The 13,856-nt window shown below is 60.2% G+C and carries 11 protein-coding genes; 4 read left to right on the top strand and 7 right to left on the bottom strand.

Annotated features, from left to right (window positions below; genetic code table 11):
• Positions 1-14 precede the first annotated feature (14 nt).
• A complete protein-coding gene (locus tag HMPREF2975_RS06480) occupies positions 15-2,462 on the top strand; it encodes a DNA gyrase/topoisomerase IV subunit A (RefSeq protein WP_070726567.1) in 2,448 nt (815 codons plus the stop codon).
• Here the strand turns inward: HMPREF2975_RS06480 and HMPREF2975_RS06475 are convergent.
• The 3 genes from HMPREF2975_RS06475 to HMPREF2975_RS06465 are packed head-to-tail and all read right to left on the bottom strand — an operon-like array spanning position 2,459 to position 6,713.
• Positions 2,459-3,505: a GNAT family N-acetyltransferase gene (locus HMPREF2975_RS06475; protein WP_070726565.1), complete on the bottom strand. Its 1,047-nt coding sequence runs from the start codon at positions 3,503-3,505 to the stop codon at positions 2,459-2,461. The genes HMPREF2975_RS06480 and HMPREF2975_RS06475 overlap by 4 nt on opposite strands.
• Positions 3,506-3,522: 17 nt before the next feature.
• Positions 3,523-4,542, bottom strand: coding sequence for a GNAT family N-acetyltransferase (locus tag HMPREF2975_RS06470; RefSeq protein WP_070726562.1), 1,020 nt, complete (start codon positions 4,540-4,542; stop codon positions 3,523-3,525).
• 50 nt (positions 4,543-4,592) lie between these two features.
• Positions 4,593-6,713, bottom strand: coding sequence for a DNA gyrase/topoisomerase IV subunit B (locus HMPREF2975_RS06465; protein WP_070726560.1), 2,121 nt, complete (start codon positions 6,711-6,713; stop codon positions 4,593-4,595).
• 105 nt (positions 6,714-6,818) lie between these two features.
• Between HMPREF2975_RS06465 and HMPREF2975_RS06460 the strand changes: the two genes are divergently transcribed.
• Positions 6,819-7,037: a DUF7455 domain-containing protein gene (locus HMPREF2975_RS06460; protein WP_058236562.1), complete on the top strand. Its 219-nt coding sequence runs from the start codon at positions 6,819-6,821 to the stop codon at positions 7,035-7,037.
• On the opposite strand, the gene HMPREF2975_RS06455 is transcribed toward HMPREF2975_RS06460, so the two are convergent.
• Positions 7,025-8,548: an RNA polymerase sigma factor gene (locus tag HMPREF2975_RS06455; protein ID WP_070726559.1), complete on the bottom strand. Its 1,524-nt coding sequence runs from the start codon at positions 8,546-8,548 to the stop codon at positions 7,025-7,027. The genes HMPREF2975_RS06460 and HMPREF2975_RS06455 overlap by 13 nt on opposite strands.
• A 63-nt stretch (positions 8,549-8,611) precedes the next feature.
• A complete protein-coding gene (locus HMPREF2975_RS06450; RefSeq protein ID WP_058236560.1) occupies positions 8,612-8,998 on the bottom strand; it encodes a universal stress protein in 387 nt (128 codons plus the stop codon).
• Positions 8,999-9,065: 67 nt separating this feature from the next.
• Here HMPREF2975_RS06450 and HMPREF2975_RS06445 point away from each other — a divergent pair, with 67 nt between their 5' ends.
• The gene (locus HMPREF2975_RS06445) at positions 9,066-10,106 is read left to right on the top strand and encodes a polyprenyl synthetase family protein (RefSeq protein WP_070726557.1); all 1,041 of its coding nucleotides are present in this window, start codon (positions 9,066-9,068) and stop codon (positions 10,104-10,106) included.
• On the opposite strand, the gene HMPREF2975_RS06440 is transcribed toward HMPREF2975_RS06445, so the two are convergent.
• Positions 10,090-10,440 carry an Rv2175c family DNA-binding protein gene (locus tag HMPREF2975_RS06440; protein ID WP_058236558.1) on the bottom strand — a complete coding sequence of 117 codons (351 nt, stop codon included), beginning with the start codon at positions 10,438-10,440 and terminating at the stop codon, positions 10,090-10,092. The two genes, HMPREF2975_RS06445 and HMPREF2975_RS06440, sit on opposite strands and share 17 nt — an antisense overlap.
• 93 nt (positions 10,441-10,533) lie before the next feature.
• Here HMPREF2975_RS06440 and pknB point away from each other — a divergent pair, with 93 nt between their 5' ends.
• Entirely contained in the window at positions 10,534-12,510 is a 1,977-nt protein-coding gene (pknB, locus tag HMPREF2975_RS06435) for a Stk1 family PASTA domain-containing Ser/Thr kinase (RefSeq protein ID WP_307781415.1), read from the top strand.
• On the opposite strand, the gene HMPREF2975_RS06430 is transcribed toward pknB, so the two are convergent.
• Positions 12,507-13,856: a class II 3-deoxy-7-phosphoheptulonate synthase gene (locus HMPREF2975_RS06430; protein ID WP_074026158.1), complete on the bottom strand. Its 1,350-nt coding sequence runs from the start codon at positions 13,854-13,856 to the stop codon at positions 12,507-12,509. The genes pknB and HMPREF2975_RS06430 overlap by 4 nt on opposite strands.

Below are 13,856 nucleotides of genomic sequence, written 5' to 3'. Positions count from 1 at the left end.
GGCACAATGCGAACATGCGACGCACGACCACGCCTCGTTTGGAGGACTTTGAAGAATCCATCTCTGAGATTGATGTCTCCGAAGAAATGCGGGGGTCGTTCCTCGAATACGCGTACTCGGTGATCTATGCGCGCGCACTGCCTGATGCCCGTGACGGACTCAAGCCCGTCCAGCGACGCATTCTGTACCAGATGGAACAGATGGGACTGCGGCCCGACAAGGGCCATGTCAAGTCTCAGCGCGTTGTGGGTGAAGTGATGGGTAAGCTCCACCCGCACGGAGATTCCGCTATCTACGACGCGCTGGTGCGTCTGGCGCAGTCGTTCAACCTGCGGGTTCCCCTCGTCGATGGTCACGGTAACTTCGGTTCACTCGATGACGGGCCGGCAGCCCCTCGATACACCGAAGCACGCCTGGCTCCTGCCGCGCTGGATCTGACGGCAGGCCTGGACGAGGACACCGTTGACTTCGTTCCCAACTATGACAACCAGTTCATGCAGCCGGACGTATTGCCCGCCGGTTTCCCACAGCTGCTTGTCAATGGCTCGTCCGGCATTGCCGTCGGCATGGCGACCAACATTGCACCGCACAATCTGGGTGAAGCTATTGCCGCGTGCATCTACCTGCTCGACAATCCGGATGCCACCGTCGATGACCTGATGCGCTACGTGCCCGGACCGGACTTGCCTGAAGGCGGCGTCATCGTAGGGTTGGACGGAATCCGCGAAGCCTACGAGACCGGTCGCGGATCTTTTAAGACCCGCGCGAAAGTGTCGATTGAACGTGTCACTGCCCGCAAGCGCGGACTGGTGATCACGGAGCTGCCCTACATGGTCGGCCCTGAACGCGTCATGGAGAAAATCAAGGACAGCGTTTCCTCTGGCAAACTCAAGGGAATTTCCGCGGTTCAAAACCTCACGGATCGCCACCACGGCTTGCGTCTGGTCGTTGAAATCAAAAATGGTTTCAACCCCGAGGCCGTCCTCATGCAACTGTACAAGCGCACGCCCTTGGAAGAATCGTTCGCTGTCAACGCCGTCGCACTGGTTCACGGGCAGCCGCAGACAATGTCGCTCAAGGCAATGCTGCAGGTCTTTATCGACCATCGCATCGAGGTCACCACGCGTCGCAGCCGCTTCCGCGTGGGCAAATGGCAAGAGCGCCTGCACCTGGTTGAAGGCCTGCTGATCGCGATCGCCGATATTGATGACGTTATCGCCATTATCCGTTCATCCGACGACGTCGACTCAGCGCGCCAGCGCCTCATGATGGCCTTTGATCTGAGTGAAGCGCAGGCCAATTACATTCTGGAATTGCGCCTGCGACGCCTGACGAAATTCTCGCGCATCGAACTGGAAGCTGAGCGGGATGACTTGCGCGCGAAAATCGCTGAACTCGAAGAAGTCCTCGGCTCCGATGAGCTGCTGCGCGACATGGTCAAATCAGATCTGCAGGAAGTGTCCGCCCGCCTGAGCACTCCTCGGCGCACATTACTGCTCGCATCGGCCGGCGAGGGCGACACCGTTTTGGCCGCATCTGCTCCGCAGAGTGGATCATCATCTGCCCCTGCTCTTGAGATACCGGACGAGCCGTGCGTGGTGGTGCTGACGGCAACTGGCGGACTGGCCCGGGTGGAGGGCGGTGACGTGCTCGAACGCGGCGCGCGTGCCAGTTTCGATGGCTGGAAGATGCAGATCCCGACGACTACCCGCTCGCAGGTGGCCGTGGTGATGAGCGATGGTGTTGCGCACCGCATCGATGTCGTGGACTTGCCTGGACTGCCGCGCTTTGACACCGGCTTGTCCTTCGCTGCGGCAACACCTGCCGGACTGCTTGTGCACTCTGAGGAAACGCCCGTTGGGTTGATCGATCCGACCGGCGACGCAATCATGGCGATGGGCACGGCGCACGGCGTGGTCAAGCGTCTGCGCCCTGACGTGCTGCAACGCGATTCGTGGGAGGTTATTTCGCTGGACGAGGGCGACCACCTGGTTGGCTTCGATGTGTGCGACGACTCAGACGAAATCGCATTCGTCACCTCAGATGCTCACTTGCTGCGCATCGATGCGTCGAAGGTACGTCCGCAGGGACGAACCGGCGGTGGTGTTGCTGGCATCAAGCTGGCAGCAGATGCCGAGGTGATCGGCTTATGGGTCGTTGCTGATCCGAGTGAAGCGTGCGTGGTCACGGTTGCGGGAGCTGAAGGCGCACTGCCCGGCACCGGTCAGACAACCGTCAAAGTCAGCCCCTTTGAGGTCTTCCCGATGAAGGGCCGCGGCACGCAAGGCGTTCGCGCGCACCGTTTCCTGCGTGGAGAAGCACGCCTGGACACTGCGTGGGTCGGGCCTCGCCCGCCTCGGGCAGCTTCAGCGAACGGTCAGCCCACGGACCTGCCCGAGCTTGATGAGCGTCGCGACGGCTCCGGCCAGCCCATCAAGCACGCGATAGCAACAATCGGTTAGACATCCAAGGCGTACAGCCGAGATTCGCCCACCACGTGAAAACCAAGCCCGTCGTAGACGGCCAGTGCTCCTGAGTGGTTAGCCGATCCCAGTCCGGCTCCCGTCTTATCCATGTCGTCGTCTTTTTGCGCACGCATGGAGGCAATGATCAACGCCTCGACAACGCCGGCATTACGCCACTTTTCGAGCACGCCCATCTGGTCGATGTACCCTTCTGACCATCCCAGTGCCGCCCAGTCCTGTTCGTAGCGCGAGGCCAACAGGAAACCCGCCACCTGCGGGCGGTCACCTGAACGGTCGAGGGCGACAAACGACCACTGCGGCGCGAACGCGGTGCGCCCCATCAGCCACTGCTCCATTGACTGAGGGGGCCTCCCCCATTCCTGGTCAGCCAGACGGTTAGCGGCACGGCGAACCGGGTCCTCCCACATGTCATCCCACGGTGCGACCTGCAGGTAGGCGTTCAACTCCGGCATCTGCGGCACTGATTCCAAATCTGCGCGCAGTTCAAAATACGTGTTCGACCAGTGGTAGTCGAGTTCACGCAGGTGTTCCTCGAGTTCCTCGTGCCCCATATCCACGTGCGTCACGATACGACCGATGACATCACTGTCAGGCGTGTCCATGCCGGTTTCGACGTGCGGAACATGAACTCCCACGGGTTCATCGTCCGGTAATTCCTTGCGCTCCGCGAGGACACGGAGTATCTCGGTCGAGGTGCGGGTTTGCCATTCGATGAGCGAGCGGCCAATGCCTCGGCGGCGAAAATCCGGGTGAACGCCGCCCTGGCACACGCACTCAGGCACACCCACGAAACGCGTGGTGATAATCGAGAATGCGACATACGTGCCTGTCTCATTGAGCTCGCCAATGACGCCACGCCACTTGGACATGTTGGACAGCAACTCGACAATTTCGTCGAGGCTTGTGCGGTATGGAGGATCGTCGACACGCTCAATGCATGCAATCAGATCGGCCAGTGCGACAGCATGATCAGGCGTGAGAGCTCTCCATGTCACGATGTCCGAGTCGCGCTCAACCACTGCTGCCTCCTTCTGATCTAGTGCTCAATCGCATACACAACTTCCGCTCGCTCGTCCACGAACCCGTAATGCTCGTAGATCTCGTGAGCATGTGACGCGTTGTGTGTGTCCACATCCAGACCGAAACGCGTCATCCCCGCGCGGGACGCCGCCACGATCGCGGTGCGCAGGAGCAAGCCCGCCAAACCGTGCCCGCGGTGATCCGGGTTGACCCCTAACAGTGTCGCATACGCTTCCTTGCGTCCCTCCAGGACCCATCTCAGATCAGGCCTGCCAACAGTCAGATAGCCTGCAAGTTCACCGGAAGGGGAAAGCGCCAGGCATGACCATGACGGAACCAGTTCATCCATTGCCTCGTTCCACCACTGCTCGCGAAAATGCGGCCAGAAGTGAGCGGTAAAGACATCCATGTGGAGCGCTTTGACCTGTTCGGTCGGCACCGAGCCCCACGGAACAATCGTGTAGCCGTCGCGCGGGGTGGGCAGCTGCTCGGAGCCTTCAAGCTCGCGGTACATAAGCTGGAATGTGCGGCAGGCGTAATAGCCTGCGGCGATGTAGAGCCTACGGCGATCCGTCATATGCGAATCGACACCGTTGGCGATGTAGGCGGGCGCATCCGAATCGGCCCCGAAGTGTTCGACCAGCATCTGGCGGGCACGTGCGTCCTGCCAGTACAACAGTGAGCGGCCGATGCCTCGCCCTCGCCAATGCGGATGAACGAACGCGTTGACGATGGCTGTGGCCACGCCGTCGAGGTTACCCATGACACGAACAGATGCAATGGCAACAATCGTGCGCTGCGCATCCAATCCGACGATGACGTCCAGCCAGTCGGTTTCCGTGCAGCCGGCGATCATATCCGCAACGTCGCGAAGCGACGTGCGGTGGATGGCATGGTCATGATCTTCGATTTCGAGGATCAGTCGGTACACGGCGGGACCGTCCTGAGGAAGAATCGAACGCCATCGAAGTCCCAGGTGAGGACCCGGGTAAGAAGCCTGTGCAGGTGGACAGACTCGATCAGCCAAACCAGTCATATCTCTACTTTACCGAGACTTCAGTCCTATTCAGAATCGGATGAGCTGGCTCACGCGTCAATTCGCTCACGATCAACCTGATGTGCACCCTCGACGATGAAGTCACGCCGCGGGGCGACCACCGACCCCATGAGCAATTCGAACACGTCCTCAGCTTCACGCAATGCCTCTTCGTCGGCCAGCGTGACACGTCGAAGAGAACGGTGACGCGGATCCATCGTGGTTTCAGCCAACTGGTCAGCATCCATCTCGCCCAGGCCCTTGTAACGCTGAATAGGTTCCTTCCATGTGCGCCGTACTTTCCTGAGCTCACGCAGTGTGCTGTGCAGTTCCTCTTCGGAATAGGTGTACACGTAATCTCGTGGCTTCTTGCCGTGTGCGGGCAGCTCGATGCGATGCAGCGGCGGCACGGCCGCGTACACTCGCCCGCTTTCCACCATCGGACGCATGTAGCGGAAAAAGAGCGTCAGGAGCAGCGTGCGGATGTGCGCGCCATCGACGTCCGCATCCGTCATGAGGATGACTTTGCCGTACCGTGCCTGGTCAATGTCGAATGTGCGGCCGGAGCCAGCACCGATGACCTGGATAATGTTCGCGCATTCAGCATTGGAGAGCATCTCAGCAGTCGATGCTTTCTGCGTGTTGAGGATCTTGCCACGAATGGGGAACAGTGCCTGGAAGCGTGAATCTCGCGCCGCTTTCGCGGTGCCCAGTGCCGAGTCGCCCTCGACGATGAACAGTTCGCAGTGCTCGACATCTTCGGAGCGGCAGTCTGCCAGCTTGGCAGGCAGGGACGATGTTTCAAGAGCGTTCTTGCGCCGCGAAATTTCCTTGTGAACACGCGCCGACACACGCGCCTTCATCTCACCCACGACTTTCTCAGCCAGAGCCTGCACCTGTTGCTTCACGTCGCGCTTACTGGATTTCAACGTGGATTCCAGAGCGTCGGTCACCACGCGGTTGACGACGGTGCGGATCTGCGGAGTACCCAAAACTTCCTTGGTCTGGCCTTCAAATTGCGGCTCGGGGAATCGCACAGTCACCACAGCGGTCAGCCCCGCCATGACATCGTCCTTCTCCAGGCGACCGTCCTTGGCCGTCACTTTCAGGCGGCGCGCGTTCTTCTCAACGTGGGCGCGCATCACTTTCAACAGTGCCTGGTCGAAACCGGCCAGATGAGTGCCGCCTTTCGGTGTGGCAATAATGTTGACGAAAGACTGCACCTGAGTGTCGTAGCCAATTCCCCACCTCAATGCGCAATCCACCTGGCAGGTGCGCTCCACTTCGACAGGTGCGAGGTGTCCGGTGTCAGGATCGAGTTGCTGGACGGTTTCGTTATAGGTTCCCTCGCCGGTGACATGCCACGTTGCGGTGACAGGCCCGTCGGTGGAAAGCCAGTCAACGAAGTCAACGACGCCGCCGTCAAAACGGAATTCTTCGTGCAGCGGTTCGCCGTCCTCGTTAGTGGTGCGCTCATCCCAGCAGGCGATCGTCAGGCCGGGAACGAGGAACGCGGTCTGGCGTGCACGGGCAACCAGGTTGTCCCACGAAAAGCCTTCAGAGGAAGGAAAGATCTGAAAATCTGCCCAGAAACGCACGCGCGTGCCTGTCACACCGCGCTTGACTTTACCGACAGTTTGCAGGCGCGAGGATTGCGTATAGGGGCTGAACGGTGAGTTCGGGGTGCGCTGGCGCGAATCATCAAACTCCCCTGGTTCGCCGCGTCTGAAGCACATCTGATAGGTCTTCGAGGAGCGGTCGACCTGCACATCCATACGTGCGGATAAGGCGTTGACGACAGATGCGCCCACGCCGTGCAAACCGCCGGACGAGGCGTAGGAGCCGCCGCCGAACTTACCGCCTGCGTGCAGCTTCGTGTACACCACTTCCACGCCGGACAAGCCAACTGATGGAACCGTGTCGACAGGGACGCCTCGACCATTGTCGTGGACAGATGCGGAATGATCCGGGTGCAAGCGCACTTCGATGCGGTCACAGTACCCTTCAAGCGCTTCATCGACTGCGTTATCGATGATTTCCCACAGGCAGTGCATCAACCCCCTGTGATCGGTGGATCCGATATACATGCCGGGGCGTTTGCGCACAGCTTCCAGCCCCTCCAGGACTGACAGGTGCCGTGCGGAATAGGTTGAAGCGTCTGAACTCACCACCCTATTTTAGGGTGCAACACCGCAAGCTCCTGGATTACACCGCCGAGATTGTGCCACTGGCGAAAGAAGATGCACGGCGAGCGACCGGTGTGCTGTGATGGAACCATGAACGCAGCGACACTGACACGACCAGACACGACGGAACCGACATTGCGCGCAGTAGACCGATGCGACGCATGCGGCGCCCGTGCATGGGTGCGCGTCACTATGGCCTCAGGGCCACTCCTGTTCTGCGCACACCACGCTCGCCTTCACATGGACGCCCTGCGGGATTCCGCACTGCGCATCGACGACGAGCGCCACCTGATGGATCAGTCCAAGTAATCGCGCAGAACCTGCGACCGTGACGGGTGGCGCAACTTCGACATCGTCTTGGATTCGATCTGACGGATACGTTCACGCGTCACGCCGTACACCTTACCGATTTCGTCCAGAGTCTTCGGCTGGCCGTCACCCAGTCCGAAGCGCATCGACACGACGCCAGCTTCACGCTCCGACAACGTATCGAGGACGCGGTGGAGCTGTTCCTGCAGCAGCGTGAAGGAAACGGCATCGGCTGGAACGACCGCTTCGGAGTCTTCAATGAGGTCTCCAAATTCTGAGTCGCCATCTTCACCCAGAGGTGTGTGCAGTGAAATCGGCTCACGACCGTACTTCTGAACCTCGACAACCTTCTCCGGCGTCATATCCAGCTCTTTGGCCAATTCTTCCGGGGTAGGTTCGCGGCCCAGATCCTGCAGCATCTGACGCTGAACGCGGGCCAGCTTGTTGATGACTTCCACCATGTGAACCGGGATGCGGATCGTGCGCGCCTGGTCAGCCATCGCTCGGGTGATAGCCTGACGGATCCACCACGTGGCATACGTGGAGAACTTATAGCCCTTCGTGTAATCGAACTTCTCGACCGCACGGATCAGACCGAGGTTTCCTTCCTGGATCAGATCCAGGAACTGCATCCCACGGCCCGTGTATCGCTTGGCCAGTGAGACCACCAGACGCAAATTAGCTTCCAGCAGGTGGTTCTTGGCGTTCTGGCCGTCCTGTGCAATGAAGTGGAGCTCACGACGCGCCTTCGACGTCATCGTGTCCGACTCGTTCTTGAGCTTGTATTCGGCGTACAGGCCGGCTTCAATGCGCCGCGCCAGGTCCACCTCCTGCTCCGCGTTCAGCAGGGAGACTTTACCGATCTGCTTGAGGTAGTCCTTGACCGGATCGGCAGTAGCGCCTGCCACGGTGACTTTCTGGACAGGCTCATCGGTCTCATCAGAGTCGGATACGACAAACCCGCCGCGCGTATGGATGCCCTGAGAGGTGCGCTCCCGCAGATCCGCAGCAGCCCCTTTCGCGTCGTCCTCGTCCTCCTCTTCAGGCTCATTGTCTGATTCGGATGAATCGTCCGAATCATCATCCGCCTCATCGACGTCGATTTCTTCCTCGTTGCTCAGATCAATGTTCGAGTCATCAATGTCGTCATCTTCAGGCATCTCTTCTTCTTCGTCGTGCGCCTGAACCGATTTCCTGGGCTTCTCATTGGTCTTCTTGATGGCGGTGCGCTTCGACGTTGTGGACTTCCTGGCAGCGCTCTTACGGGTCGTCGTCTTCTTCGCAGTCGCGGGCTTCTTAGTCGTCTTCTTCGCAGTCGCGGGCTTTTTAGCGGTCGCTGACTTCTTAGCAGTTGTCGTCTTTTTGGCAGTTGTGCTCTTTTTTTTCTTTGCGGTCGACTTCGACTGAGGCGCGGCCTTCTTCGAGTCGCTTGACGCGGCCGTTTCGGCCGTTGCCTTCTTGGGGCGGGTTGCGCTCACGCTGATTCCCTTCCTCAGATCTGCTTCATACACTGGTGTGAAAGAACCTGAACCATTATAATCCGTCCCCGACAAAACGCCCGTTGGAAACAATAATCACCGGTGTGTAGTGGTCGTTACCACTGGGCACGGGGCATCCAGCAAGATGCGCGAGGCATTCGGGCCGACCGTGGTGCGCCCGGACCCGCCCGGCCGAAGCCCCAGCACAATCAAGTCGGCCGAAATTTCCTCTGCCGCATCCAAGACCGCGTCGGCTACTTCCTGCTCATGCTGCGTGTGGCGGATTTCAAAGGGAATGTCGGCATGGCGCAGATGCGACCACAACAGCTCCTCGGCATCTTCAGCGGTGCGGGCGTCATCTTCACTTTCTCGACGTGCCAACACCACGACCACAGATGTACGCCTGACATCAGCGAGCCTCAACGCTTCCTGCAAAGCTGCTTCCGATTCACGGTTACCGTGATAGCTCAACACAATTGCCATATCGGTCAATCCTTTGTTCCAGCGGATGTTTGTATCTTAGAAGCACTTCATTCGATACGCTTGGCGCATGGAGAATCTCACAGTAGGCGACATGGTGGAGCGCATTGGAGACCACACCCAAGCCGCGCTCACCGACCTGATCAACACCCTCGGCCCCACCCAGGAGCCGGCTGACGCCCTCGTTACTGCCGCACGTGACGCCATCGCAGGTGGGAAGCGTTTGCGTGGCCTGTGGGTCATGTTGGGGTATGCGCTCGCCACTGGTCGCGCGTGGGGTGACTGTGATGATTCGATTGCGCGCCTGGCAGGTGCCGCCGAGCTCTACCAAGCGTCCGCACTGGCTCACGACGATCTGATCGACCATGCGCAGACTCGACGAGGGCGCCCCACCGCTCACGTTGTTTTCGCGCAGATGCATCGAGACCAGGGGTGGACCGGGGATGCCGGCGAATTTGGAACAGCCGGCGCACTTCTGGTGGGCGATTTCCTGCTCTCGGCCGCTGACTTTACGGCGACACGAGTTGCGAATCCAGCCGTGTTACGCCAGCTCACTCTCATGCATGCTGAAGTCGCCCTCGGCCAGTACCTCGATATTGTCAACGAGCAGCCGGCACTGGACCATTTCGACCTGGACGTCATCATGGAAGTTATCCGCCGCAAGTCAGCGCGCTACTCGGTTGTGCACCCCACGGTCCTCGGATTGCTTGTCGGCGGCCGGGCAGACATGGTCGAGACAGTGCAGCGCGTCATCGAACCGTGGGGCATTGCGTTCCAACTGCGCGACGATGAGCTCGGAGTGTTCGGTGACCCCCAGACCACCGGAAAACCGGCAGGCGGAGACCTGATCGAAGGTAAACGAACGGCACTGCTGGCTTTGACATGGGAGCACGCATCAGCCGAGCAGCGCCATGCGATCGCCACACTGATTGGCAGCCCCGACGGCGTAATCGACCTTCAAGGCATCATCGAGCAAGTCGGGCGGCAGCCCCACGAACAGCTTATTGACACAGTGACGCAGCAGGGGCGCGATGCACTGGCCGCACTTGATGAGCACTCGCGCACACTCCTGAGCGAAATGGAGCCGATGCTGACTACCAGGCGAGCATAGAGGCGATGGCGTTCACCCTGTGCTGACGCCCTTCGAGGAGGGCCTGCATCGGAGTCTGCCCCAGCTCAGCTTCGGGCGTATACAGCCAGGCCACAGCTTCCCGGGGGCTGAAGCCGCCATCAGCCAGCACGGTCAGCGTGCCGGGCAGCGTGTCCAGCGGCTCCCACTTGCCTTCGGACTTGACGATGATCTCGCGCGGAATGGCAGGTTTGCCGTCTTCTCCGGGCACCGTGAACAGGATGCGGTCACGCACCAGTTGCTTGATTCGGCGCGGTTCAATACCCAGCAGTTGTGCAGCAGCGTCCACGCTGATGAGGTCAGTAGGCTCGTTCATGGTCGCTAGCCTAGATGATCGTGCGGCCTTTGGGCGGCGTCTCATCGGGCGCGCCGCAGTCGTATGTAGCCCGCATCCCGTACAATCCAAGACGTGAGTACCAGAAACACAGATGAGAAAGCGTCGTCAGAACCTGACGCGCCATCTTCTGATACCCACGAAACAGTGACTGACCCGCTCATCGGGATGCTCGTCGACCAGCGCTACCGCATCGACCGCAAACTTGCGCGCGGCGGGATGGCAACTGTTTACATCGCGCACGATGAGCGACTGGACCGGCCCATCGCCCTGAAAGTCATGCATCCGCACCTGGCAGAGTCCGCCGACTTCGTCGCCCGCTTCAGACGCGAAGCCCGCGCCGCTGCACGCATCATTCATCCCGGCGTTGTCTCCGTTTTTGACCAGGGCATCGTGCACGGGCAGGGATTCCTCGTCATGGAACTCGTGAGCGGTCCGAATCTACGCACGCTGCTCACCTCGCAGGGCGCCTTCACTCTCTCGCAGGCACTGCGCTACACGCAGGAAATCCTTGATGCTCTGCACGCCGCGCATCGTGTCGGCGTTGTCCACCGCGACATGAAACCGGAAAACGTCCTCATCTCTGAGGACTCGCACGTGCGCGTCACAGACTTCGGCCTGGCACGTGCGGCATCCGAAGTATCGATGTCCACCACTGGTTCCATGCTCGGCACCGTCGCCTACATGGCTCCTGAAATTGCAACCACCGGTCACACCGATGCGCGCACCGACATCTACTCCGTTGGCATGATGCTTTACGAGATGGTCGTGGGCCACGTGCCCTGGGATGGCGCGCCCGCCATGAAAATGGCGTACTCCCATGTCAACGAGGATGTTCCCTCCCCATCTGAAGAGTGTTCGTGGCTTCCTACCGAGATCGATGAACTGGTCGCTACGCTCGCTGCCCGCGACCCGGCAGAACGTCCCCGGGATGCGCGCGACGCACTGGAACTGGTGGCACGGGTGCGCGCCTCCCTGCCGTCCGATCTTGCCGAGCGTCGCGCCGATGTCCAGCCGGTGCAGTCCGGCCAGCCCACGGCACCCATCGAGTTCCACGCGGTCACGACAGCGCTACCTGGCGGCGTCCTCACGCCCTCGTCACAAACCGTCGTCAAAGCATCGGGATCGCTGCCGCGTACCGACCGGCCACACAAGAAGTCGCGTTCGCGTTTGAAAACCGTCATCGCTCTGCTGGCCGTGCTGCTGATCGTCGGATCGGGCGGCGGCTGGTGGTGGTGGAGCCAGTACGGGCCAGGATCCTATCTGACGATGCCGCAAACTGACGGCCGCGCCGTCAAAGCCGTTCAGTCAGAACTCGAAGCTCTGGGATTATCGTCCACGCTCAGTGAAGAATTTTCAGATGACGTCAAGAACGGGTTGATCATTCGATCCGATCCGGCCAGCGGGTCGCAGATCCATAAGGACGGCGAGGTCTCCCTCGTCGTTTCCAAAGGTGTGGATATGCGCGCTGTGCCGCAACTGGTAGGCCTGAGTGCGGACCAGGCTCGTGGGGCACTGACCAACGCCGGATTGGCCGCAGGGACAGTGAGCGAGGAATACTCAGATTCCGTTGCCAAGGGACAGGTGATCTCACAATCAGAGGAGGCTGCCGCACAGGTGCGCCACGACACGGCGGTTGATTTCGTCGTGTCGAAAGGTCGTGAGCCGATCACGGTTCCAGACCTAGCGGGAATGACTGGCGAGGAGGCGCGCGCTGCCGTTGAAGAAGCGGGCCTGGCTGCTGAATCCACATCGCAACATTCGGACGCCGTGCCCGAAGGCCAGATCATTTCTCAGTCAGCTGAGGCCGGATCGACATTGCTGCGCGGTGACACGCTGTCATTTGTTGTCTCGGAAGGTCCCGAACTGGTCGAGGTTCCCGACCTGGTGGGCAAGCAGCTCGATCAGGCTGAAAAGACGCTGCGCGATGCCGGGTTCAAAGTGGAGGTCAACAAGATCCTCGGCGGCATTTTCGGCACCGTGCGCTCCACCGACCCCGGGAGCGGACAGATGATCCCGAAGGGATCGACTGTCACGATCACCGTTGTCTAGCGCAGCAGTTCAGCCACCTGGAACGCCATTTCCAGCGATTGCTGGTGGTTGAGGCGCGGATCAACCAGGGTTTCGTAGCGGTCCTTGAGGGACTGTTCATCCAGATGCTCGGAGCCGCCGATAATTTCAGTGACGTCATCACCGGTGAGCTCCACATGGATGCCGCCGGGAACTGTTCCGGCGGCGTCGTGAACCTCGAAGAACCCGCGTACCTCGTCCATGATCGTTTCGAACTGGCGGGTCTTCAGGCCTGTTGAGGACGTGATCGTGTTACCGTGCATCGGGTCGGTTGTCCAGATCACCGGACGGCCATCAGCTTTCACCGCTTCCACAAGAGGTGGAAGCGCATCGCGAATATGTTTCGACCCCATGCGGGCGATGAACGTCAATCGTCCAGGTTCGCCGTCAGGATTGAGGCGGTCGATCAGTGCAATGGCCTCTTCAGGGGTTGTAGTCGGCCCCAGCTTCACCCCCAGAGGATTGCGCACATGTGAGAGCAGCTCCACGTGCGCGCCTTGCGGGTCTCGCGTGCGCTCCCCCACCCACAGGAAGTGGCCGGACGTGTCGTACAGGTCGCCGGTTCGTGAATCTACGCGCGTCATCGCTGCTTCATATTCGAGCAGCAACGCTTCGTGGGAGGAGAACAGGTCGACCTGTCGCAGCGACTCGAAGTCAGCTCCGGCTGCCTCCATGAACTTCACGGCGCGATGGATCTCCGAGGCCAGAGATTCGTAGCGCGCATACGCCGGGTTGGACGTGAAGCCGCGGTTCCAGTGGTGGACCAAGCGCAGATCAGCGTAGCCACCTTTCGTGAAGGCGCGAATCAGGTTGAACGTGGCGGCAGCATGCTGGTAGGTGCCCAGCAGTCGACCGGGGTCGGGTGTGCGCGCCTCCTCGGTGAATTCAAACGAGTTCACCGCATCGCCGCGATACGACGGCAGGGTCACGTCACCGCGTTTTTCGATATCCGATGAACGAGGCTTGGCGTACTGCCCTGCGATACGGCCAATTTTAATGACCGGCAGCGAGGCTCCATACGTCAGGACAACGGCCATCTGCAGGATCGTCTGGATCTTGAGGCGAAGGTGATCAGCAGTGGATTCTGCGAAGGTTTCCGCGCAGTCACCACCAGTGAGCACAAAAGCTTCGCCGCGTCCGGCAGCGGCCAGTTCGTCACGCAGGTCATCCACCTCGCCAGCAAAGACGAGGGGCGGGCGACTGCGCAGTTCAGCGGTCACCGCGCGCAGCGCGTGTTCATCTGGATAGTGCGGTTGCTGGAGGGAGGGATACTGTCTCCACGTATTCCACCCTCCAGCAACCGGTTCGAGCTCTTCAGGCTGTCGCAT

The sequence above is a fragment of the Actinomyces sp. HMSC065F12 genome, from assembly GCF_001814535.1.
Taxonomy (GTDB): domain Bacteria; phylum Actinomycetota; class Actinomycetes; order Actinomycetales; family Actinomycetaceae; genus Pauljensenia; species Pauljensenia radingae_A.
Note: the sequence above shows the minus strand (reverse complement) of the source record. Positions and strands in the feature narration are given on the sequence as shown.

Bases quoted from the DNA above. Each gene is read 5' to 3' on its own strand.
- HMPREF2975_RS06480 (WP_070726567.1), top strand. From the start codon at position 15: ATGCGACGCACGACCACGCCTCGTTTGGAGGACTTTGAAGAATCCATC.
- HMPREF2975_RS06470 (WP_070726562.1), bottom strand. From the start codon at position 4,542: ATGACTGGTTTGGCTGATCGAGTCTGTCCACCTGCACAGGCTTCTTAC.
- HMPREF2975_RS06460 (WP_058236562.1), top strand. From the start codon at position 6,819: ATGAACGCAGCGACACTGACACGACCAGACACGACGGAACCGACATTG.
- HMPREF2975_RS06450 (WP_058236560.1), bottom strand. From the start codon at position 8,998: ATGGCAATTGTGTTGAGCTATCACGGTAACCGTGAATCGGAAGCAGCT.
- HMPREF2975_RS06445 (WP_070726557.1), top strand. From the start codon at position 9,066: ATGGAGAATCTCACAGTAGGCGACATGGTGGAGCGCATTGGAGACCAC.
- HMPREF2975_RS06440 (WP_058236558.1), bottom strand. From the start codon at position 10,440: ATGAACGAGCCTACTGACCTCATCAGCGTGGACGCTGCTGCACAACTG.
- HMPREF2975_RS06430 (WP_074026158.1), bottom strand. From the start codon at position 13,856: ATGCGACAGCCTGAAGAGCTCGAACCGGTTGCTGGAGGGTGGAATACG.